General features: G+C 52.5%; 24 protein-coding genes. All 24 read left to right on the forward strand.

The window, feature by feature from the left end; all coding sequences use genetic code 11:
- The first annotated feature begins 78 nt into the window (after positions 1-78).
- The 24 genes from rplK to rplE all read left to right on the forward strand — a co-directional run bounded on the left by rplK (position 79) and on the right by rplE (position 21,977).
- A complete protein-coding gene (rplK, locus tag ABA45_RS03155; RefSeq protein ID WP_014869914.1) occupies positions 79-510 on the forward strand; it encodes a 50S ribosomal protein L11 in 432 nt (143 codons plus the stop codon).
- Position 511: 1 nt separating this feature from the next.
- The gene (gene rplA, locus ABA45_RS03160) at positions 512-1,210 is read left to right on the forward strand and encodes a 50S ribosomal protein L1 (RefSeq protein ID WP_048384306.1); all 699 of its coding nucleotides are present in this window, start codon (positions 512-514) and stop codon (positions 1,208-1,210) included.
- Positions 1,211-1,479: 269 nt separating this feature from the next.
- Complete coding sequence (rplJ, locus tag ABA45_RS03165) at positions 1,480-2,010, forward strand: 50S ribosomal protein L10 (RefSeq protein ID WP_048384307.1); 531 nt, start codon at positions 1,480-1,482, stop codon at positions 2,008-2,010.
- Positions 2,011-2,049: 39 nt separating this feature from the next.
- Complete coding sequence (gene rplL, locus ABA45_RS03170; protein ID WP_014869917.1) at positions 2,050-2,421, forward strand: 50S ribosomal protein L7/L12; 372 nt, start codon at positions 2,050-2,052, stop codon at positions 2,419-2,421.
- Between the two features lie 241 nt (positions 2,422-2,662).
- Positions 2,663-6,739 carry a DNA-directed RNA polymerase subunit beta gene (rpoB, locus tag ABA45_RS03175; RefSeq protein ID WP_014869918.1) on the forward strand — a complete coding sequence of 1,359 codons (4,077 nt, stop codon included), beginning with the start codon at positions 2,663-2,665 and terminating at the stop codon, positions 6,737-6,739.
- A 76-nt stretch (positions 6,740-6,815) separates the two neighbouring features.
- Positions 6,816-11,030, forward strand: coding sequence for a DNA-directed RNA polymerase subunit beta' (gene rpoC / locus ABA45_RS03180; RefSeq protein ID WP_048384308.1), 4,215 nt, complete (start codon positions 6,816-6,818; stop codon positions 11,028-11,030).
- 162 nt (positions 11,031-11,192) lie between these two features.
- On the forward strand, positions 11,193-11,567 hold the full coding sequence (gene rpsL / locus ABA45_RS18415; RefSeq protein WP_007350507.1) for a 30S ribosomal protein S12: 375 nt from the start codon (positions 11,193-11,195) through the stop codon (positions 11,565-11,567).
- Positions 11,568-11,678: 111 nt separating this feature from the next.
- Positions 11,679-12,149 carry a 30S ribosomal protein S7 gene (rpsG, locus tag ABA45_RS03190; protein ID WP_007350506.1) on the forward strand — a complete coding sequence of 157 codons (471 nt, stop codon included), beginning with the start codon at positions 11,679-11,681 and terminating at the stop codon, positions 12,147-12,149.
- A gap of 18 nt (positions 12,150-12,167) precedes the next feature.
- Complete coding sequence (fusA, locus tag ABA45_RS03195) at positions 12,168-14,273, forward strand: elongation factor G (protein ID WP_048384309.1); 2,106 nt, start codon at positions 12,168-12,170, stop codon at positions 14,271-14,273.
- Between the two features lie 35 nt (positions 14,274-14,308).
- Positions 14,309-15,505 (forward strand): elongation factor Tu, encoded by a 1,197-nt coding sequence (gene tuf, locus ABA45_RS03200; protein ID WP_014869911.1) that lies wholly within the window; start codon positions 14,309-14,311, stop codon positions 15,503-15,505.
- Between the two features lie 185 nt (positions 15,506-15,690).
- A complete protein-coding gene (gene rpsJ, locus ABA45_RS03205) occupies positions 15,691-16,002 on the forward strand; it encodes a 30S ribosomal protein S10 (protein WP_048384310.1) in 312 nt (103 codons plus the stop codon).
- Between the two features lie 75 nt (positions 16,003-16,077).
- Complete coding sequence (gene rplC, locus ABA45_RS03210) at positions 16,078-16,716, forward strand: 50S ribosomal protein L3 (protein ID WP_007350502.1); 639 nt, start codon at positions 16,078-16,080, stop codon at positions 16,714-16,716.
- An 11-nt stretch (positions 16,717-16,727) separates the two neighbouring features.
- Positions 16,728-17,333 carry a 50S ribosomal protein L4 gene (gene rplD / locus ABA45_RS03215; RefSeq protein WP_007350501.1) on the forward strand — a complete coding sequence of 202 codons (606 nt, stop codon included), beginning with the start codon at positions 16,728-16,730 and terminating at the stop codon, positions 17,331-17,333.
- Positions 17,330-17,623, forward strand: coding sequence for a 50S ribosomal protein L23 (gene rplW, locus ABA45_RS03220; protein ID WP_007350500.1), 294 nt, complete (start codon positions 17,330-17,332; stop codon positions 17,621-17,623). The genes rplD and rplW overlap by 4 nt, the downstream gene beginning before the upstream one ends.
- A gap of 17 nt (positions 17,624-17,640) precedes the next feature.
- Positions 17,641-18,468 carry a 50S ribosomal protein L2 gene (gene rplB, locus ABA45_RS03225; RefSeq protein ID WP_048384311.1) on the forward strand — a complete coding sequence of 276 codons (828 nt, stop codon included), beginning with the start codon at positions 17,641-17,643 and terminating at the stop codon, positions 18,466-18,468.
- A 23-nt stretch (positions 18,469-18,491) separates the two neighbouring features.
- Positions 18,492-18,767 carry a 30S ribosomal protein S19 gene (gene rpsS, locus ABA45_RS03230; RefSeq protein WP_007350498.1) on the forward strand — a complete coding sequence of 92 codons (276 nt, stop codon included), beginning with the start codon at positions 18,492-18,494 and terminating at the stop codon, positions 18,765-18,767.
- 17 nt (positions 18,768-18,784) lie between these two features.
- A complete protein-coding gene (rplV, locus tag ABA45_RS03235; RefSeq protein WP_014869923.1) occupies positions 18,785-19,117 on the forward strand; it encodes a 50S ribosomal protein L22 in 333 nt (110 codons plus the stop codon).
- A gap of 11 nt (positions 19,118-19,128) precedes the next feature.
- A complete protein-coding gene (gene rpsC, locus ABA45_RS03240; protein WP_007350496.1) occupies positions 19,129-19,812 on the forward strand; it encodes a 30S ribosomal protein S3 in 684 nt (227 codons plus the stop codon).
- Positions 19,813-19,824: 12 nt separating this feature from the next.
- Positions 19,825-20,238: a 50S ribosomal protein L16 gene (gene rplP / locus ABA45_RS03245; protein ID WP_014869925.1), complete on the forward strand. Its 414-nt coding sequence runs from the start codon at positions 19,825-19,827 to the stop codon at positions 20,236-20,238.
- A complete protein-coding gene (rpmC, locus tag ABA45_RS03250; protein ID WP_007350494.1) occupies positions 20,238-20,429 on the forward strand; it encodes a 50S ribosomal protein L29 in 192 nt (63 codons plus the stop codon). The genes rplP and rpmC overlap by 1 nt, the downstream gene beginning before the upstream one ends.
- A gap of 1 nt (position 20,430) precedes the next feature.
- Positions 20,431-20,697 (forward strand): 30S ribosomal protein S17, encoded by a 267-nt coding sequence (rpsQ, locus tag ABA45_RS03255; protein WP_014869926.1) that lies wholly within the window; start codon positions 20,431-20,433, stop codon positions 20,695-20,697.
- A gap of 18 nt (positions 20,698-20,715) precedes the next feature.
- Complete coding sequence (gene rplN / locus ABA45_RS03260) at positions 20,716-21,084, forward strand: 50S ribosomal protein L14 (protein WP_007350492.1); 369 nt, start codon at positions 20,716-20,718, stop codon at positions 21,082-21,084.
- Between the two features lie 17 nt (positions 21,085-21,101).
- On the forward strand, positions 21,102-21,422 hold the full coding sequence (gene rplX / locus ABA45_RS03265) for a 50S ribosomal protein L24 (RefSeq protein WP_014869927.1): 321 nt from the start codon (positions 21,102-21,104) through the stop codon (positions 21,420-21,422).
- 15 nt (positions 21,423-21,437) lie between these two features.
- Positions 21,438-21,977, forward strand: a complete 540-nt coding sequence (gene rplE / locus ABA45_RS03270) for a 50S ribosomal protein L5 (RefSeq protein WP_048384312.1) — start codon at positions 21,438-21,440, stop codon at positions 21,975-21,977.
- Positions 21,978-21,981 lie beyond the last annotated feature (4 nt).

Consider the following 21,981-nt stretch of genomic DNA (forward strand, 5'->3'; position numbering starts at 1 on the left):
CGCGCGCCATGGCGTCGCGGGCTTTTTGTGTCTGCAAACGGGGAGCTGAGAGGCGTTTGAACCCATAGGAGAGTTACAATGGCAAAGAAAATTGATGCCTATATCAAGCTACAGGTTGCTGCCGGCAAGGCCAATCCAAGCCCTCCCGTTGGCCCGGCTCTGGGTCAGCGCGGCGTAAATATCATGGAATTCTGCAAGGCGTTTAACGCCAGGACGCAGGATATGGAACAGGGTCTTCCTATTCCTACCGTGATTACTGTATACAGCGATCGCAGCTTTACGTTCATCACTAAAACTCCGCCCGCGCCGGTACTGCTGCTCAAAGCGGCAGGCGTGAAAAGCGGTTCTGGTCGCCCGAACACCGATAAAGTTGGCAAAGTAACTCGCGAACAGCTTGAAGAAATCGCGAAAATGAAAGAGCCGGACCTGACAGCCGCCACTATGGATGCTGCGATTCGGACCATTGCAGGTACAGCCCGCAGTATGGGCCTGACCGTGGAGGGCCTGTAACATGGCAAAGCCAAGCAAGCGTCAAACGTTGATTCACGAAAAAATAGAAGCTGGCCGTGCATACTCTATGGAAGATGCGGTGGCCATTCTGGTTGAGTTGGGTCAGCACGTTAAGTTCAAAGAATCTGTAGACGTTGCCGTAAATCTGGGTGTAGATGCGCGTAAATCCGACCAGGTCGTCCGCAGCAGCACTGTTCTGCCGCACGGTACCGGTAAAACAGTTCGCGTTGCTGTATTCACCCAGGGCGCTAACGTTGAGAAAGCCAAAGAAGCCGGCGCCGATATTGTCGGTATGGATGATTTGGCCGATGAAATTAAAAAAGGCAACATGGATTTTGACGTGGTTATTGCCAGTCCTGACGCTATGCGCGTCGTGGGCCAGCTGGGTCAGATCCTGGGTCCCCGTGGCCTTATGCCAAACCCGAAAGTAGGTACCGTGACCCCCGACGTAGCTACAGCGGTTAAAAACGCTAAAGCAGGTCAGGTTCGTTACCGCACCGACAAAAACGGCATTATCCATTCTCCACTGGGTAATGTTGAGTTTTCTGCGAAGAACATTCAGGAAAACCTGGAAGCTCTGATTGCAGATTTGAAAAAGGCTAAGCCTTCATCGTCCAAAGGCGTGTATCTGAAGAAGATCACACTGTCTTCGACCATGGGGCCTGGCCTGACTATTGATCAGAGCGCTCTGGATATCTAGGCGTCTGATCGATAGTTGCTTTGTAGTCTGGGCGGAAGCCAAGGCTGTCAAAGACCGCAGGCCCCCGAAGCTGCTTTTATGAAAGCGTCACAGGGGTTAAAGCAATACCTGCGCAGACGGTGTGAAGACGTTCTCTGAACCCAAACACCGTTAGGAGCCCGTAGAGAGTGGATCGCAATCACTGCAGAAAGTAAGCAGGTTGGGAAGAAGCTTTCGAGGGCATAGATGGGTTTGCCGGGATTTTCCCGGCGAAATCGAGGAGAAATCCAGTGGCAATTAGACTCGAAGACAAGAAAGCGATCGTCGCTGAAGTCAACGAAACTGCCGGTGGTGCTCTGTCTGTCGTTCTGGCTGACTACCGTGGTGTCACCTCCGGTGATATGACGGCTCTGCGTGCAAGAGCTCGTGCTGAAAATGTCCATCTTCAGGTTGTTCGTAACAATCTGGCTAAGATCGCCATTCGCGGTACCGAATTCGAGTGCATCGGCGAGGCCCTAGTCGGCCCGACTATTCTGGCTTTTTCAATGGAAGATCCAGGCGCCGCTGCGCGTCTGTTGAAAGATTTTGCCAAAGAGAAAGAAGCGTTCGAAATCAAAGGTCTTGCCGTTGGCGGAATTTTGATGGGCGCAGACCAGATCGACCGCCTTGCCAAGCTACCAACGCGTCACGAAGCGTTGACTATGCTGGCAGCGGTTACACAGGCACCAATCACCAAGCTCGCACGTACTTTGGTCGAAGTTCCAACCAAAGTTACTCGTGCAGTAGCGGCAGTTCGCGACCAGAAGCAAGAAGCTGCTTGATTCTGTTGAACACCATTTTATTATTTTTCGGAGAAAGTCATGGCTCTGTCCCACGAAGAGATTTTGAACGCAATTGCTGAAATGAGCGTAATGGATGTAGTTGCTCTGGTTGAAGCAATGGAAGAGAAATTCGGCGTTTCTGCTGCCGCTGCTGTTGCCGCTGCACCTGCTGCCGCTGCCGCTGAAGTTGTTGAAGAGCAAACCGAGTTCGACGTAGTATTGACCGGAATCGGCGAAAAGAAAGTTAACGTCATCAAAGCCGTTCGCGAGCTGACAGGCCTAGGCCTGAAAGAAGCGAAGGAAATGGTGGACGGCGCTCCTTCTACTATTAAGGAAGGCGCTAGCAAAGCCGAAGCCGAAGAAGCCAAGAAAAAGCTTGAGGATGCAGGCGCCTCTGTTGAGCTTAAGTAGTAGTCGGTTTCTGATCGGCGCCATGCATTAGCATGGTTAGGCTGGTGGCTTGTGAGCCACCAGCCTTTTTCTGTTGTATATGCTATAGAGTCTGAAAGCGGTTTTTGGTCGATTTTGAGCCATTCGGCCGTAATCAGGCTCACGTTCAAGACGGCGCGATATGCCGAGCAAATTCGGCCCCGAAGCAGAACAATGGTTGCTTCTTGATATCAGGTATCAGATTTAACGCTGGGGAATGCAGATGAGTTACTCCTACACTGAAAAAAAGCGGATCCGCAAAGACTTTAGTAAGTTGCCGTCCGTGATGGAAGTCCCCTATTTGCTGTCTATTCAGCTGGACTCGTTCCGAGACTTCCTTCAAAGCGAATCTGCTGCTGAAGATCGTCGGGAAACCGGTCTTCATGCGGCCTTCAAATCCGTATTTCCGATTGCCAGTTACTCTGGTAATGCCGCGCTTGAATACGTGAGTTACCGTATAGGTGAGCCGGTTTTTGACGTCAAAGAATGTCAGCTTCGGGGCGTCACCTATGCTGCGCCTTTGCGCGTAAAAGTTCGCCTGATTATTTATGACCGTGAATCGTCCAACAAGGCGATCAAGGACATCAAGGAACAGGAAGTCTACATGGGCGAAATGCCCCTGATGACTGAAAACGGTACCTTCGTTATCAATGGTACCGAGCGTGTTATCGTTTCCCAGTTGCATCGTTCACCTGGTGTATTCTTTGATCACGATAAGGGTAAGACCCACTCCTCCGGCAAGCTGTTGTATTCAGCCCGGGTGATTCCTTATCGGGGCTCCTGGTTGGACTTTGAGTTTGACCCGAAAGATGCCGTATTTGTGCGCATCGATCGTCGCCGTAAACTGCCGGCGACCATCCTGCTGCGCTCGCTGGGCTACACCTCCGAGCAAATGCTGGCAATGTTTTTTGAAACCTCGAAGTTCCACATTGGCGCAGAAACGTGCAAGCTCGAACTGGTGCCAAGCCGTCTTCGTGGCGATATCGCAACTTTTGATATCAAGGATAATGACGGTAATGTGATTGCTGAAGAAGGCCGCCGTATTACCGCGCGCCATATTAAGCAGCTTGAAAAAGCCAATATCTCTGTTCTGGAAGTGCCGACCGAATATCTGTATGGCCGAGTTTTAGCCAAAGACATGATCGACACTAAAACCGGGGAAATGCTGGTTGAGTGTAACTCGGAGCTGACCGCAGAGCTGATCACCACCATTCTGGACGCCGGCGTTACGGATATTGAAACGCTGTACACCAACGATCTGGATTGTGGTCCGTTCATGTCGGACACCTTGCGCAACGATCCTAGCCGCACACCGCTGGAAGCATTGGTAGAGATTTACCGGATGATGCGCCCCGGAGAGCCGCCCACGAAAGAGTCGGCGGAAAATCTGTTCAATAATTTGTTCTTCTCTGAAGAGCGTTACGACCTGTCTGCAGTCGGTCGTATGAAGTTGAACCGTCGTTTGCGCCGCGATGAAAGCACCGGTGAGAGCATTCTGACCCACGCCGATATTATCGACGTGCTGAAGACGCTGATTGACATCCGTAACGGTCAAGGCCAAGTAGACGACATCGATAACCTGGGTAACCGCCGTGTGCGTTGTGTCGGCGAGATGGCCGAAAATCAGTTCCGTGTTGGTTTGGTGCGTGTAGAGCGCGCCGTGCGTGAGCGTCTGAGCCTGGCAGAAAGTGAAGGCCTGATGCCTCAGGATCTGATCAACGCCAAGCCAGTTGCGGCGGCGGTGAAGGAGTTCTTTGGCTCCAGCCAGCTGTCCCAGTTTATGGATCAGAACAACCCGCTGTCAGAAGTGACTCACAAGCGCCGCATTTCTGCGCTTGGGCCAGGCGGTCTGACCCGTGAGCGCGCAGGCTTTGAGGTTCGCGACGTACACCCGACCCATTACGGCCGCGTGTGTCCGATCGAGACACCGGAAGGCCCAAACATCGGCCTGATCAATTCTTTGGCGACTTTTGCCCGTGCCAACTCGTACGGCTTTTTAGAAAGCCCGTACCGGAAAGTATCCGATGGCTTGGTCACCGACGAGCTGGTGTATCTGTCTGCTATTGAAGAAAGCAACTACGTTATCGCCCAGGCTAGTGCAGAGATGGACGACGGCAATCGTCTGGTTGAGGAGTTGGTGACCGTTCGTCACCAAAACGAAACCACGGTTATGCCACCGGAAGCGGTTAACTTTATGGACGTGTCACCGCGTCAGGTTGTTTCCGTAGCCGCGTCGCTAATTCCGTTCCTCGAGCACGATGATGCTAACCGCGCTCTGATGGGTGCGAACATGCAGCGCCAAGCTGTACCTACGTTGCGTGCACAGGTGCCTTTAGTGGGCACCGGTGTTGAACGTATCGTGGCTCAGGATTCCGGCGTGTGCGTAACTGCTCGTCGTGGCGGCGAAATTGAAAGCGTAGACGCCGCACGAATCGTAGTGCGGGTAAACAACGAAGAGACCGAAGCTGGTGACGCTGGTGTGGATATCTATAACCTCACCAAATACACCCGCTCGAACCAGAACACCTGTATTAACCAGCGCTCGATTGTGCGTCAGGGCGATGTCATTGCTCGTGGTGACATACTGGCCGACGGTCCATCGGTAGATCTTGGTGAGTTGGCGTTGGGTCAGAACATGCGTATCGCGTTCATGCCCTGGAACGGTTACAACTTCGAGGATTCCATCCTTATCTCTGAAAAAGTGGTGCAGGAAGATCGCCTGACCACGATCCATATTCAGGAACTGACCTGTGTGGCACGGGATACCAAGTTGGGTAGCGAAGAAATTACGGCTGACATCCCGAACGTGGGTGAGAGCGCGCTGTCCAAGCTGGATGAGTCCGGTATTGTCTATATTGGCGCGGAAGTTAGCGCCGGAGATATTCTGGTCGGTAAGGTAACACCGAAAGGTGAAACCCAGTTGACGCCGGAGGAAAAGCTCCTAAGAGCTATCTTCGGTGAGAAGGCGTCCGATGTAAAAGACACCTCCTCCCGCGTGCCGACAGGCACCCGTGGTACGATTATCGATGTGCAGGTATTCACCCGTGACGGCATCGAAAAGGACCAGCGAGCGCAAGTGATTGAAAAGCAGCAGCTGGACAAGTACCGCAAAGATTTGAAGGACGAGTATCGCATTGTTGAAGGTGCCACCTATGAGCGCTTGCTGAACGCCCTTGAGGGTCAGGAAGTGATCAGTAGCCCAGGCCTGAAAAAAGGTAGCAAGCTGGAAGCAGATTACTTGTTGAATCTGCCGCGTCCGGAATGGTTCAAATTACGCATGAAAGGCGACGATTTGAATGAGTTGCTGGAGAAATCCGAGCAGGGCCTGGAAGAGCGCAAGAAAGATCACGAAGCGCGTTTTGACGACAAGAAAGGTAAGTTGCAGCAGGGCGATGATCTGGCGCCAGGCGTTCAGAAAATCGTCAAGGTGTACCTGGCTATCAAGCGCAGCATCCAGCCAGGTGACAAGATGGCGGGTCGTCACGGTAACAAGGGTGTAATTTCGGCGGTCAAGCCGATTGAAGATATGCCGTACGACGAGTTCGGCAACACTGTTGATATCGTTCTGAACCCTCTGGGTGTGCCTTCGCGCATGAACGTAGGGCAGGTTCTGGAAACCCACTTGGGTGCCGCAGCCAAAGGTCTAGGCGAGCGTATCAGTCGTATGCTGGATGAGCAGCGCAAGGTTGCTGAGCTTCGTAAGCTGCTGGATGAGATTTACAACCATTCAGCCGAGGTAACACAGGTAGATCTGGATTCCTTGAACGATCGGGAAATCCTCGACTTGTGTAACAACCTTCGCGGTGGTGTGCCAATGGCTACGCCGGTATTTGACGGCGCTCAAGAAGCTGAAGTCAAACACATGCTTGAGCTGGCCGGCCTTAGCACAACCGGTCAGACCCGCTTGTTCGATGGTCGTACCGGTGATGCCTTCGATCGTCCGATCACAGTAGGGTATATGTATATCCTCAAGTTGAACCACTTGATCGATGATAAAATGCACGCTCGTTCCACTGGTTCGTACAGTCTGGTTACCCAGCAGCCGCTGGGTGGTAAGGCACAGTTCGGTGGTCAGCGCTTTGGCGAGATGGAAGTGTGGGCTCTGGAAGCCTACGGTGCAGCGTATACACTACAGGAAATGCTTACCGTCAAGTCTGATGATGTAAACGGTCGGACCAGAATGTACAAGAACATTGTTGATGGCGATCATCGTATGGAACCGGGCATGCCCGAATCCTTCAACGTTCTTGTCAAAGAAATTCGCTCGTTGGGTATCGACATCGAGCTGGAATCCGATTGAGCCGAATTGTTTTTGGCAGCGTGAGCGGGCACCAGCGGTGCCCGCCCGAGATTAACGCCATCCGGAGCTTTTACTGATGAAAGATTTATTGAATCTTCTGAAGAGCCAGAATCAGAGCAAGGAATTTGATGCCATCCGCATTGGCCTGGCATCACCTGACATGATCCGTTCTTGGTCCTTCGGTGAAGTGAAAAAGCCTGAAACGATCAACTACCGTACGTTCAAACCAGAGCGTGACGGTTTGTTCTGTGCCAAGATTTTTGGCCCGATCAAAGACTATGAGTGCCTGTGCGGAAAGTACAAGCGCTTGAAGCACCGTGGTGTTATCTGCGAAAAGTGTGGCGTGGAAGTGGCTTTGGCCAGTGTCCGCCGCGATCGCATGGGTCACATCGAGCTGGCCAGCCCGGTAGCTCACATCTGGTTTCTTAAGTCGCTGCCGTCACGCATTGGTTTGATGCTGGATATGACTCTGCGCGATATAGAGCGGGTGTTGTATTTCGAATCCTTCATTGTGATCGAGCCAGGCATGACCACGCTGGAGCGCGGTCAGCTACTGAACGACGAGCAGTATTTCGAAGCTCTGGAAGAGTTTGGTGATGAATTCGACGCTCGCATGGGCGCCGAGGCGATCAAAGAACTTCTGCAAGCCATTGACCTGCAGGAAGAAGTTGATCGTCTGCGTGAAGAAATTCCGCAGACCAACTCGGAAACCAAGATCAAGAAATTCAGCAAGCGTCTGAAAATTCTTGAGGCGTTTCTGTTCTCCGGCAACAAGCCGGGCGACATGGTGATGACCGTTCTGCCGGTTCTTCCGCCAGATCTGCGTCCATTGGTACCGTTGGATGGTGGTCGCTTTGCGACTTCTGACCTGAACGATCTGTACCGTCGGGTGATCAACCGTAACAATCGTCTGAAACGCCTGTTGGAGCTAAACGCTCCCGACATTATTGTGCGTAACGAAAAACGTATGTTGCAGGAAGCAGTAGACGCGTTGCTGGACAACGGACGCCGTGGACGCGCCATTACTGGCACTAACAAGCGTCCACTGAAATCTCTTGCCGATATGATCAAAGGCAAGCAAGGTCGTTTCCGTCAGAACTTGCTGGGTAAGCGAGTCGACTACTCGGGCCGTTCGGTCATCGTAGTCGGTCCGTACCTGCGCCTGCACCAGTGCGGTTTGCCTAAGAAGATGGCGTTGGAGTTGTTCAAGCCGTTTATCTTTTCCAAACTTGAGCATCGTGGCCTGGCCACCACCATCAAAGCGGCCAAGAAAATGGTCGAGCGAGAAGAGGGTGTGGTTTGGGATATTCTGGACGAAGTCATCCGGGAACACCCGATCATGCTGAACCGTGCGCCTACGCTGCACCGTTTAGGTATTCAGGCGTTCGAACCGGTACTGATTGAAGGTAAGGCTATCCAGCTGCATCCGTTGGTGTGTGCTGCCTACAACGCCGACTTCGACGGGGACCAGATGGCGGTACACGTACCGCTGACTATCGAGGCCCAGCTGGAAGCGCGGGCGTTGATGATGTCCACCAATAACGTGCTATCACCGGCAAACGGCGAGCCTATCATTGTGCCGTCGCAAGACGTTGTGCTGGGTTTGTATTACATGACCCGCGAGCGCAAAAATGCGCTGGGACAGGGCATGGTGTTTGCTGATGTTAAAGAAGTACACCGCGCTTACGGTGCTGGCAAAGTACACTTGCAAGCCACAGTTAAAGTCCGGGTAAGGGAAGTGGCGATCGCCGAAGACGGCAGCCGTAGCGAGAGTTATAACATCGTGGAAACCACGGTGGGTCGCGCGCTGTTGTTTGACATTGTGCCTGACGGCCTGTCTTACAGCTTGATCAACAAGCCGATGGTCAAGAAAGCAATCTCTAACCTGATCAACATCTGCTACCGCGATGCGGGTCTGAAAGAAACGGTTATTTTTGCTGACCAATTGATGTACACCGGTTATCAGTACGCCACCGTATCCGGCATTTCGATTGGCTTTAATGACTTCGAAATTCCGCCAGAGAAGTACCAACTGGTTGAGGCTGCGACACAGGAAGTAAAAGATATTGAAAATCAGTACGCGTCCGGTCTGCTGACTCAGGGCGAAAAGTACAACAAGGTTATCGACATCTGGTCACGCGCAAACGACAAGGTCTCTAAGGCCATGATGGAGCGCCTGTCCAAAGAAGCGGTTATGGGGCCTGACGGCAAGCCGCTGATGGATGAAAGCGGTGAGCCTGTCATGCAGGAGTCTTTCAACTCCGTGTACATGATGGCCGATTCCGGCGCACGGGGTTCCGCGGCGCAGATTCGTCAGCTTGCAGGTATGCGTGGTTTGATGGCCAAGCCGGATGGTTCGATCATCGAAACGCCGATTACCGCTAACTTCCGTGAAGGTCTTAACGTACTGCAGTACTTTATCTCCACTCACGGTGCTCGTAAGGGCTTGGCAGATACCGCTCTGAAGACTGCAAACTCTGGTTACCTGACCCGCCGTCTGGTGGATGTGTCTCAGGACCTGGTGGTTACCGAAGTAGATTGCGGAACCAGCGAAGGTCTGCTGATGATACCTCACATCGAAGGCGGTGACGTTGTTGTGCCTTTGGGTGCGCGGGTACTGGGCCGGGTAACGGCACGTGATGTGTTTACTCCGACCGACAAAGACAATGCCATTATTATGGCCGGTACTTTGTTGGATGAGAAAGCCATTGAAGCAATTGAAGGTGCGGGTGTCGACGAAGTGTGGGTACGCTCTGCAATTACCTGTAATACCCGACACGGCATCTGTTCCAAATGTTATGGACGTGATCTGGCCCGTGGTCATCAGGTCAACGTAGGCGAAGCTGTTGGTGTTATCGCAGCCCAGTCTATTGGTGAGCCAGGTACCCAGCTGACCATGCGTACCTTCCACATTGGTGGTGCGGCAAGCCGTGCTTCTGCGGTAGACAATATTCAGGTCAAGCACGGTGGTACTGTTCGCCTGCATAACCTGAAGTCGCTGGAAAAGAGCAACGGTTCGCTGGTGGTTATCTCTCGCTCCTCGGCGTTGGCGATTGCCGACGAACGGGGTCGTGAGCGCGAGTGGTACAAGCTGCCTTACGGCGCTGTGCTGTCGGTCAAAACCGGCGACGTGATTGAAGCTGGCGTTGTGGTGGCCAAATGGGACCCGCACACTCACCCGATCATCGCCGAGGCCGAAGGTACGGCCAAGTTCGTCAACATGGACCAGGGTATTACCGTGCGCACCCAGACTGACGATCTTACCGGCCTGTCGACGATGGAAGTTATCGACCCGAAAGAGCGCCCGGCCGCTGGTAAGGACATTCGTCCCGCTATCCAGATGCTGGATGAGGCCGGCAACGACGTTGATCTGCCGACCGGAGGCGCGGCGATTTTCTTCCTGCCTGCCAATGCGTTGGTGACGATGGCGAACAGTGCGCGCATCGAGCTGGGTGACGTGGTTGCACGTATTCCTCAGGAAAGCTCGAAGACCCGTGACATCACCGGTGGTCTGCCGCGGGTTGCCGATCTGTTTGAGGCCCGTCGTCCGAAAGAGTCGTCGATTCTTGCGGAAGTCAGCGGCACCGTGTCTTTTGGCAAGGAAACCAAAGGCAAGAAACGCCTGGTAATCACTCCGCGCGACGCCGATGTTTATGAAGTGCTGATTCCCAAGCATCGTCAGATGAACGTGTTTGAAGGTGAAACGGTCGAAAAAGGCGAGGTAATCTCGGACGGTCCGTCGAACCCGCACGATATTCTGCGTCTGTTGGGTGTGGTTGAGTTGGCAAGGTACATTACCAACGAAATCCAAGATGTTTACCGTCTGCAGGGCGTGGTTATCAACGACAAGCACATCGAAGTTATTGTGCGTCAGATGCTGCGCAAAGTTGAAATTACGGATCCGGGCGATACCCAGATGATTTCTGGCGATTCTGTCGAAATCAACCGGGTACTGGAAGCCAACGAAGCGGCGAATGTCGCCGACATAGAACCGGCACGGTTCGAACGTCTGTTGTTGGGCATTACCAAAGCGTCGTTGGCAACCGAATCGTTTATTTCTGCGGCTTCGTTCCAGGAAACCACACGGGTGCTCACCGAAGGTGCAGTCACTGGCAAACGTGACTACCTGCGTGGCCTGAAAGAAAACGTAGTGGTTGGTCGACTGATACCTGCAGGTACCGGTCTGGCGTATCACGCGGCACGTCGTCGCAAGCGCGAACTGGAACAGCAGGGCGTGACTGCGGCTGATGTTGAAGAAGCACTGAGCGCCGAACTCAACCGCGAAGGATGAGTCAAACGGCGGCCACCTAGGGGTAGTTACTCACACCTGGGTGGTTAAAAAGAGAACAGTCATCTTGACTGTCCGGGGGCGCGGGCTTAAACTTGCGTCCCCTAATTTTACCCCCTTCATTGGGGGTAGATTTCATTTATACGGTTTTTGGAGTTTGCTTACATGGCAACGATTAATCAGTTGGTGCGTAGGCCTCGTAAACGCAAGGTAGCCAAGAGCGATGTTCCTGCTCTTCAGGCATGTCCTCAGCGCCGTGGTGTGTGCACTCGTGTATACACCACAACGCCAAAGAAGCCGAACTCAGCGCTGCGTAAAGTGTGTCGTGTTCGTCTTACTAATGGCTTCGAGGTTTCCTCTTACATTGGTGGTGAAGGTCACAACCTTCAGGAGCACAGTGTTGTGCTAATCCGGGGTGGTCGAGTAAAAGATCTTCCTGGTGTGCGCTATCACACTGTTCGCGGAACACTGGACACCCAGGGTGTACAGAACCGTAAGCAGGGCCGCTCCAAGTACGGTACAAAACGACCCAAATCCTGATCTTAGATCGGGTGTCTTTTATCGTTGCTTGTTAGAACGATGAGAGTAAGGCTGAGTAGCTGATGCTATCTCAGGGGTTCCTGAAGACCTTTTGACATTAAGGGCTTATCGATGCCTAGAAGAAGAATTGCAGCAAAGCGGGAAATCATCCCAGATCCTAAGTTCGGCAGTGCACGTCTTGCCAAATTCATCAATCACGTGATGGAAAGCGGTAAAAAAGGCGTAGCAGAGCGCATTGTTTATGGCGCGCTCACTATTGTTGCCGAAAAATCCAAAGAAGAGCCGATCGACATGTTCGAAAAGGCCCTGGAGAACATCCAGCCGATGGTAGAGGTTAAATCCCGTCGTGTGGGTGGTGCTACCTACCAGGTGCCGGTCGAAGTACGGCCTTCCCGTCAGCACGCGCTGGCCATGCGTTGGCTCGTTGACTTTTCACGAAAGCGCGGTGAGAAATCCATGGCGCAGCGCCTGGCCGGGGAAATCCTCGATGCTGTAGAAAGTAAGGGTGCCGCTGTCAAGAAGCGGGAAGATGTTCATCGCATGGCAGAAGCCAACAAGGCGTTCTCTCACTTCCGTTTCTAAACAGCCGAGGTTTATACAGTGGCACGTAAGACTCCGATTAAGCGATATCGAAATATTGGTATTGTTGCGCACGTTGATGCGGGCAAAACCACAACTACCGAGCGGGTTCTGTTCTACACAGGTGTCTCGCACAAAATCGGTGAAGTCCATGATGGCGCTGCGACTATGGACTGGATGGAGCAGGAGCAGGAGCGTGGTATTACTATTACGTCTGCTGCAACGACCTGCTTTTGGCAGGGTATGGACAAGCAGTATCCTGAGCATCGCATCAATATTATCGACACCCCGGGACACGTTGACTTTACCATCGAGGTAGAGCGTTCATTGCGTGTGCTTGACGGCGCTGTTGTTGTGTTCTGTGGTTCTTCTGGTGTTGAGCCGCAGTCCGAGACTGTGTGGCGTCAGGCCAATAAGTACGAAGTGCCGCGCATGGTGTTCGTCAACAAGATGGATCGCGCTGGTGCTAACTTCCTGCGCGTCGTTGGTCAGATCGAAAAGCGTCTGGGTGCAAAATGTATTCCGGTTCAGTTGCCGATTGGCGCGGAAGAAGATTTTGCCGGTGTAATCGACCTGATTCGTAATAAGGCGATCTACTGGAATCCGGATGATGCTGGCGTAACGTACGAGCAGCGTGATGTTCCTGCCGAGATGGCGGACGAAGTCGCCCAGTACCGCGAAAAAATGATGGAAGCGGCTGCAGAAGCGGACGACGAGCTAACCATGCGCTACCTCGACGAAGGCGAACTCAACGTCGAAGATATCAAGAAAGGTCTTCGGATGCGCACCTTGGCAAACGAGATCGTGGTTGCGACCTGTGGTTCTGCGTTCAAAAACAAGGGCGTCCAAGCAGTGCTTGACGCTGTCGTTGAATTCTTGCCGGCGCCGAATGAAGTTAAGGCGATTCGTGGTGAAGTCGACGAAAACGGAGCCGAAGAGACCCGTAAAGCTGATGACGATGCGCCGTTTGCTGCTCTGGCATTCAAGATTGCAACAGATCCCTTTGTTGGCACTTTGACGTTCTTCCGGGTTTACTCTGGCACGCTTCAGTCTGGCAACGCCGTTTACAACTCTGTGAAGGGCAAAAGAGAGCGTGTCGGCCGTATGGTTCAGATGCATGCGAAGGATCGCCAAGAAATCAAGGAAGTTCTTGCAGGCGATATTGCTGCTGCAATTGGTCTGAAGAACGTTACCACCGGCGATACTTTGTGCGACGAAAACCACAAGATTATTCTTGAGCGTATGGAGTTCCCGGATCCGGTTATTTCGGTAGCGGTTGAACCAAAGACGAAAGCCGATCAAGAGAAGATGGGCGTTGCACTTGGTAAGCTGGCTCAGGAAGATCCGTCTTTCCAGGTCCGTACCGACGAAGAGTCTGGTCAGACGATCATCTCCGGTATGGGCGAGCTGCACCTGGATATCATCGTTGATCGCATGCGTCGCGAATTCAGTGTTGAGGCAAACATCGGTAAGCCCCAGGTGGCCTATCGCGAGTGCATCCGTAAGTCGGTGGATGTAGAAGGGAAGTTTGTGCGTCAGTCAGGCGGTCGCGGCCAGTACGGTCACGTTAAAGTCAAGATTGAACCACTGCCCCTAGACATAGAAGACGCCGAGAACTTCATTTTCGTCAACGAAATCGTTGGTGGTACTGTGCCCAAGGAATACATCCCGGCGGTTCAGCAGGGTATCATCGAGCAAATGAAGAACGGCTGTCTGGCCGGTTACCCGCTGCTGGGTATCAAGGCAACCTTGTACGACGGTTCCTTCCACGATGTAGACTCCAACGAAATGGCGTTTAAAATCGCGGGTTCCATGGCGATGAAGAAAGGCGCACTGGAGGCGAGCCCAGCTTTGCTGGAGCCGTTGATGAAGGTTGAGGTGGTAACACCTGAAGATTACATGGGTGATGTGGTAGGTGACCTGAACCGTCGTCGTGGCCTGATTCAGGGCATGGAAGACGGTGTGAGTGGAAAGATCGTGCGTTGCGAAGTTCCGTTGTCGGAAATGTTCGGTTATGCCACAGATCTGCGTTCCGCTACTCAGGGTCGTGCGTCCTATGCGATGGAATTTTCGCGGTACGCTGAAGCGCCAAATAACATTGCTGAAGCAATTATCAAAAAGGGTTGATACCCAAGACTTGAGTAACAGGAAGAGGTGTAACTGTGTCTAAATCTAAATTCGAACGTAAGAAGCCACATTTGAACGTGGGCACCATTGGTCACGTTGACCATGGTAAGACCACCCTGACAGCTGCCCTGACTCGTGTGTGCCACGATGTATGGGGAACGGGCACCGCAAGTGCCTTTGACCAGATCGACAATGCTCCTGAAGAGCGTGCGCGTGGTATTACCATTGCTACGTCTCACGTTGAGTACGATTCCCCGAACCGTCACTACGCACACGTAGATTGCCCGGGCCACGCTGACTATGTGAAAAACATGATCACCGGTGCGGCGCAGATGGACGGTGCTATCCTGGTTTGTTCCGCCGCTGACGGCCCTATGCCGCAGACCCGCGAGCACATCCTGCTGTCACGTCAGGTAGGCGTTCCTTACATTGTTGTGTTCCTGAACAAAGCGGACATGGTTGACGATGAAGAGCTGCTTGAGCTGGTAGAAATGGAAGTTCGCGATCTGCTGGAAATGTACGACTTCCCGGCTGACGACACTCCGATCATCACCGGTTCTGCGTTGATGGCTCTGGAAGGTCGCGATGACAACGAAATGGGCACTACCGCTGTTCGTAAGCTGGTAGAAGCGCTGGATTCGTACATCCCTGAGCCTGAGCGTGCGATTAATCTGCCGTTCCTGATGCCTATTGAAGACGTATTCTCTATCTCTGGCCGTGGTACAGTTGTAACCGGTCGTATAGAGCGCGGTATCGTCAAGATTGGTGAAGAAGTAGAAATCGTTGGTCTTAAAGACACGGTCAAAACGGTTTGCACCGGCGTTGAAATGTTCCGTAAGCTGCTGGACGAAGGTCGTGCAGGCGAGAACGTTGGTGTACTGTTGCGCGGCACCAAGCGTGACGACGTTGAGCGTGGTCAGGTTCTGTGTAAGCCAGGCAGCATGAAGCCGCACACAAAGTTTGAGTGCGAAGTGTATGTACTGAGCAAAAACGAAGGCGGCCGTCATACGCCGTTCTTCAAGGGCTATCGCCCACAGTTCTACTTCCGTACCACCGACGTAACCGGTGCTTGTGAATTGCCAGAAGGCGTAGAAATGGTTATGCCAGGTGATAACGTGAAGATGGAAGTGACTTTGATTGCTCCGATCGCCATGGAAGATGGTCTGCGCTTCGCGATTCGCGAAGGCGGGCGTACGGTAGGCGCCGGTGTTGTCGCCAAGATTCTCGAGTAATCTACTCGTAGGGTCTGAAAAAGGGGCTGATTTAATCAGCCCCTTTTTCTATTTTAGTTGCAATGTATGCATCAGCCGAGTCAGGCAGCATTGCTGTTGACAGGGTTGTTTATTATGCATACAATGCGGCTCCTTTTTTGAAGGTCAGCGAAAGGTTCGCTGCTACGAGTGGAGTTTGGTGCAACATGCAAAGCCAAAAGATTCGGATTCGGTTGAAGGCGTTCGATTACCGCCTGATCGACCAGTCTACGCAAGAGATTGTCGACACCGCTAAGCGGACCGGCGCTCAGGTGCGCGGACCTATTCCTTTGCCTACGCGCAAAGAAAGGTTCACGATTCTGGTTTCACCGCACGTCAATAAAGACGCGCGCGACCAGTATGAAATTCGTACCCATAAGCGTTTGCTCGACATTGTTGAGCCGACGGAAAAGACAGTAGATGCTTTGATGAAACTAGACCTGGCAGCAGGTGTAGACGTTCAGATCAGCCTCGGTTAATACCGCCTGGTATTAACCTGTGTAACTGTCATAAGGCCATAGAGGGTGCAAGCCCCGTACACTTAGAGGTGAAACATGGCAATTGGTATTGTCGGTCGGAAGGCCGGTATGACCCGTATATTTACGGAAGACGGGCAAGCGTTGCCCGTAACGGTGATCGAGGTTGATTCTAACCGCATCACCCAACTCAAAACTCTTGAAAACGACGGCTACCGTGCAGTTCAGATAACGGTAGGTTCGCGTCGTTCCTCTCGCGTTAATAAGAGTGCAGCAGGTCATTTCGCGAAAGCCGGTGTTGAAGCGGGTCGTAGCGTATGGGAATTTCGTTTGGCAGACGGCGAAGGTGAAGACCTCGTTGCCGGCGGCGAAATTACTGCGTCAGTCTTTGAAGATGGTCAGGCTGTTGATGCCACAGGTACATCCAAAGGTAAGGGTTTCCAGGGCGGCGTAAAGCGCTGGAACTTTGCCATGCAGGATGCGACCCACGGCAACTCCCTGTCTCACCGTGCTCCGGGTTCTATTGGTCAAAACCAGACTCCGGGTAAAGTATTCAAAGGCAAAAAGATGGCGGGCCAGATGGGTAATGCTCAGGTTACTGTGCAAAACCTGAAAATTGTCCGTGTCGACGCTGAGCGCAATCTTCTGCTGGTTAGTGGTGCCGTCCCCGGCGCGACTGGTGGCGATGTTGTCATCAAGCCTGCTGTTAAAGCCTGAGGAGCGGTTCGATGGAATTGACAATTACAGGTAGCGGTCAGGGAATTACGGTTTCCGAGGCTACCTTCGCAAAAGATTTTAATGAAGCATTGGTTCACCAAGTGGTTGTGGCCTATATGGCTGCCGGCCGTCAGGGTACCAAAGCTCAGAAAACCCGTTCAGAAGTCAGGGGTGGTGGTAAGAAGCCTTGGCGTCAGAAGGGTACTGGTCGTGCTCGTGCTGGTACTATCCGCAGCCCGATTTGGCGCTCCGGTGGTGTTACCTTTGCAGCGAAGCCTCGCAGCTACGAGCAAAAGGTAAACCGTAAAATGTACCGCGCTGCAATGCGCTCCATTTTGTCCGAGCTGGTCCGTCAGGAACGCCTGATTGTGGTTGACGATTTTTCGATCGACACCCCCAAGACCAAGGCCTTTACTGCCAAGTTGGCTGACATGGGTTTAAGTAATGTGCTGATCCTGTCGGAAAATCTTGATCAGAACCTGCACCTGGCCTCACGCAACGTGCCTCACGTCGATGTACGTGATGTTGCTGGTCTGGATCCGGTTAGCCTGGTTGCTCACGAGAAAATCGTAGTGACTGTTCCCGCTCTGAAGAAAATCGAGGAGATGCTGGGATGAATCAGGAACGTATCTATAAGGTTCTGTTAGGGCCTCACGTATCGGAGAAAGCATCTCGAGTGGCCGAACATGGTCAGGTCGTGTTTCGGGTCGCCCCGGACGCTACCAAGCCCGAGATTAAGAAAGCCGTTGAGCAATTGTTCAACGTCACCGTCGAAGGTGTTCAGGTTCTGAATCGTAAGGGCAAGCTTAAACGCACAGCTCGCGGGTTCGGCAAACGTAATGACATTCGTAAGGCTTATGTAAAGCTGGCTGAAGGTCAGGACATCGATTTTCTGGATGTGGAATAAGGTAAAGGGGTCGTAATATGCCGATCGTCAAAACCAAGCCAACATCTCCCGGACGCCGTCACGTTGTAAAGCTGTACAACCCGGATTTACACAAAGGGCGTCCTTACGAACCGTTGGTCGAATCGCAAAGCAAGACGGGTGGCCGTAATAATAATGGCCGTATCACTACCCGTCACATTGGTGGTGGCCATAAACAGCACTACCGCATAATAGATTTCAAGCGGATCAAAGATGGTATTCTTGCGACAATCGAACGCATTGAATACGATCCCAACCGCTCGGCGCACATCGCGCTGATCAAGTACGCTGATGGCGAGCGCCGTTACATTATCGCTCCCAAAGGCATGCAGATCGGTGAGCCTGTGCGTTCAGGAATCGACGCGCCTATCAAGGTGGGAAGTACATTACCGCTGCGGAATATCCCAGTTGGTTCTGTGATCCATTGCGTTGAGCTCAAGCCTGGTAAAGGTGCACAGTTGGCTCGCTCTGCGGGCGCATCGGTGCAGCTGGTAGCTCGGGAAGGCGCATACGCGACTATTCGTCTACGCTCAGGTGAAATGCGAAAGGTGCTTGTAGATTGTCGTGCTACGTTGGGTGAAGTATCCAACAGTGAGCACAGTCTCAAGCGGCTTGGTAAAGCGGGTGCATCACGCTGGCGCGGAAAGCGTCCAACGGTACGCGGTGTGGCTATGAACCCAGTTGACCACCCACACGGTGGTGGTGAAGGGCGTACCTCTGGCGGGCGTCACCCAGTTACTCCATGGGGTGTTCCGACCAAAGGGCATAAGACTCGTAAGAACAAACGTACTGACAATATGATAGTACGTCGTCGTTCAGCCAAGTAAACGACTACATAGAGGTAAATGCTGTGCCACGTTCTTTAAAGAAAGGTCCTTTCATAGACCTGCATCTGTTGAAGAAGGTCGAGGCAGCTCTGGAAGTGAACGACAAGCGACCAATTAAGACCTGGTCGCGTCGTTCCACGATTTTCCCAGAGTTCGTAGGCTTGACCATCGCAGTCCATAACGGCAAGCAACACGTGCCGGTTTATGTCACCGAAGATATGGTCGGTCATAAACTAGGTGAGTTCGCAGCAACGCGTACTTACCGTGGCCATTCGGCCGACAAGAAAGCTAAACGCTGATTGTGAGGGGAAATGAAATGGAAGTAGCAGCCAAGTATAAGGGCGCTCGCCTCTCAGCTCAGAAAGCTCGTCTTGTTGCCGATCAGGTTCGCGGCAAGGCTGTTGAGGACGCTCTGAATATTTTGACTTTCAGCCCTAAGAAAGCAGCTGGGATTATCAAGAAAGCTCTTGAGTCCGCAATTGCTAACGCTGAGCATAACGAAGGTCTGGACGTAGATGATCTGCGGGTCTCCACTGTTATGGTGGATGAAGGCCCAACGCTCAAGCGGATTAAAGCTCGAGCCAAGGGGCGCGCTGACAGAATCATGAAGCGCACCTGTCATATCACCGTCAAGGTCGCCGACAAGTAGGAGATGCTCAGATGGGTCATAAAGTAAATCCGATCGGCTTTCGCCTGGGTGTGATCAAAGAGCACAACTCAGTATGGTATGCCGATAAAAAGGACTACGCGAAAAACCTGTTGAACGACATTCAGGTTCGTGAATTCCTCGACAAGCGTCTGGTTAAGGCGTCTGTTAGTAAGATTGTGATCGAGCGCCCTGCTCAGAACGCCCGAATCACGATCCATACCGCCCGCCCGGGTATTGTTATCGGGAAGAAGGGTGAAGATGTTGACCGTCTTCGTCGTGAAGTTAGCGACATGATGGGTGTGCCTGTGCACATCAACATCGAAGAAGTCCGCAAGCCGGACCTGGATGCCCGTTTGGTAGCGCAAAACGTTGCTGGTCAGTTGGAGCGTCGTGTGATGTTCCGTCGTGCTATGAAGCGCGCGGTACAGAACGCCATGCGCCAAGGCGCCAAGGGCATCAAGATTCAGGTTGGCGGTCGTCTCGGGGGAGCTGAAATTGCCCGTTCCGAGTGGTATCGCGAAGGTCGTGTTCCGCTGCATACATTGCGTGCAGATATTGATTACGGAACCTACGAGGCGCATACCACTTACGGCGTAATCGGCGTCAAGGTATGGATCTTCAAAGGTGAGATTCTTGGTGGTATGGAACAAGTCCGTGCTGACAAGAAAGCCTCTGGGAAGAAAGGTTCTAAGTAAAGGGGCACTCTTATGCTGCAACCAAAACGCACCAAATTTCGCAAGGTAATGAAGGGTCGTAACACCGGCCTTGCTCACCGCGCTAACAAGGTGAGCTTCGGTGAATACGGATTGAAGGCGGTGACTCGCGGGCGTATAACTGCTCGCCAGATTGAAGCCGCACGTCGTACCATGACCCGTAAGATCAAACGGGGTGGTAAGATTTGGATTCGCGTCTTCCCGGACAAGCCAATTACTGGCAAGCCGCTGGAAGTTCGTATGGGTAAAGGTAAAGGTTCTGTCGAGTACTGGGTGGCTGAAGTTCAGCCAGGCCGTATGCTCTATGAGATGGAAGGTGTGACTGAAGAAATCGCACGCGAAGCTTTCACTCTGGCGGCTGCGAAGCTGCCGGTACAGACCACCTTCGTAACGAGGACGGTGATGTGATGAAAGCAACAGAGCTGCGTGCAAAGTCAGCCGAGGAGCTGAACAAAGAGCTGATCGGTCTCCTGAAGGAGCAGTTTAACCTGCGCATGCGTAAGGCGACAGGCCAGCTGAATCAGTCTCATCTTCTCCCTGGGGTGAAGCGTGATATTGCTCGCGTGAAAACAGTATTGAACGAAAAGGCAGGACAGTGACATGACCGAAACTACCCAAACTGCCAGAACTTTGAGCGGCAAGGTCGTGAGCAACAAGATGGAGAAGTCCATCGTGGTGTTGGTCGAGCGTCAGGTAAAGCACCCTCTGTACGGTAAGTACATGAAACGTTCAACCAAGATCCATGCTCACGATGAGAGCAACCAGTGCAATATCGGTGACACTGTGATCATTAAGGAAACCCGCCCGGTCTCTAAGACCAAAAGCTGGGCCTTAGTGGAAGTCACTGATCATGCATCCAAGGTGTAAATCGCCCGGAGAACAACCATGATTCAGACTCAAACAATGCTTGAAGTCGCGGATAACAGCGGTGCGCGTCAGGTGATGTGCATCAAGGTCCTGGGCGGTTCACACAGGCGTTATGCTGCAATCGGGGACATTATCAAGGTAACCGTTAAGGAAGCCATCCCCCGCGGTAAAGTAAAAAAAGGCCAGGTACTGAAGGCTGTCGTAGTGCGCACTCGTAAGGGTGTGCGTCGTCCAGATGGATCTCTGATTCGTTTTGATGGCAACGCGGCCGTACTTCTGAACGCCCAGGACGCACCCATTGGTACCCGTATCTTCGGACCGGTTACTCGTGAGCTGCGAAATGAGAAGTTCATGAAGATTATCTCACTGGCACCCGAAGTACTTTAAAGGACCAGAGGCCGGACATGAAAAAGATCAAACGAGATGACGAAGTAATCGTCACTACGGGGAAAGATAAAGGCAAACGTGGTAAAGTCCTGAAAGTTCAGGACGATGGTAAGGTAATTGTTTCTGGCATCAACATGATGAAGAAGCACACTAAACCAAACCCGGCGCTGAGCACCCCTGGTGGCATCGTCCAAAAAGAAGCGCCTATCCAGGCTTCTAACGTAGCTATTTTTAATCCGCAGACCGGCAAAGCCGATCGTGTTGGCTTCCAGATCAAGGAAGACGGTGCAAAACAGCGGATCTTCAAAGCGACGAAAGAAGCTGTCGATAACCAGTAAGCGGTGGTGGTTACGATGCTGAACATGAAAGAGCAGTACAGTAAGGAAGTGATACCCGCCCTGCAGGAGGTGTTCGGTTACAAGAACATCATGCAGGTGCCGCGTATTGAGAAAATCACCCTGAACATGGGTGTTGGTGAAGCTATCGGTGACAAAAAGCTGATTGATAACGCAGTCGCTGATCTTGAGCGCCTTGCGGGTCAGAAAGTGGTTGTGACCAAGGCACGCAAATCGGTTGCGGGTTTTAAAGTCCGTGAAGGTTGGCCAATTGGTTGCAAGGTTACTCTGCGTGGCGAGCGTATGTGGGAATTCTTTGATCGTCTGGTGCACATTGCGGTTCCCCGCATTCGTGACTTCCGCGGTCTGAACCCAAAATCGTTCGACGGCCGTGGTAACTACAGCATGGGTGTGCGTGAGCAGATCATCTTCCCTGAGATTGAATACGACAGGGTTGACAAGATTCGTGGTCTGGATATTACCATTACCACCTCTGCCGGTACCGACGATGAAGGTCGTGAATTGTTGAAAGCGTTTGGCTTTCCGTTCAAGAAATAAGGAA

It is taken from the genome of Marinobacter psychrophilus, from assembly GCF_001043175.1.
GTDB lineage: Bacteria > Pseudomonadota > Gammaproteobacteria > Pseudomonadales > Oleiphilaceae > Marinobacter > Marinobacter psychrophilus.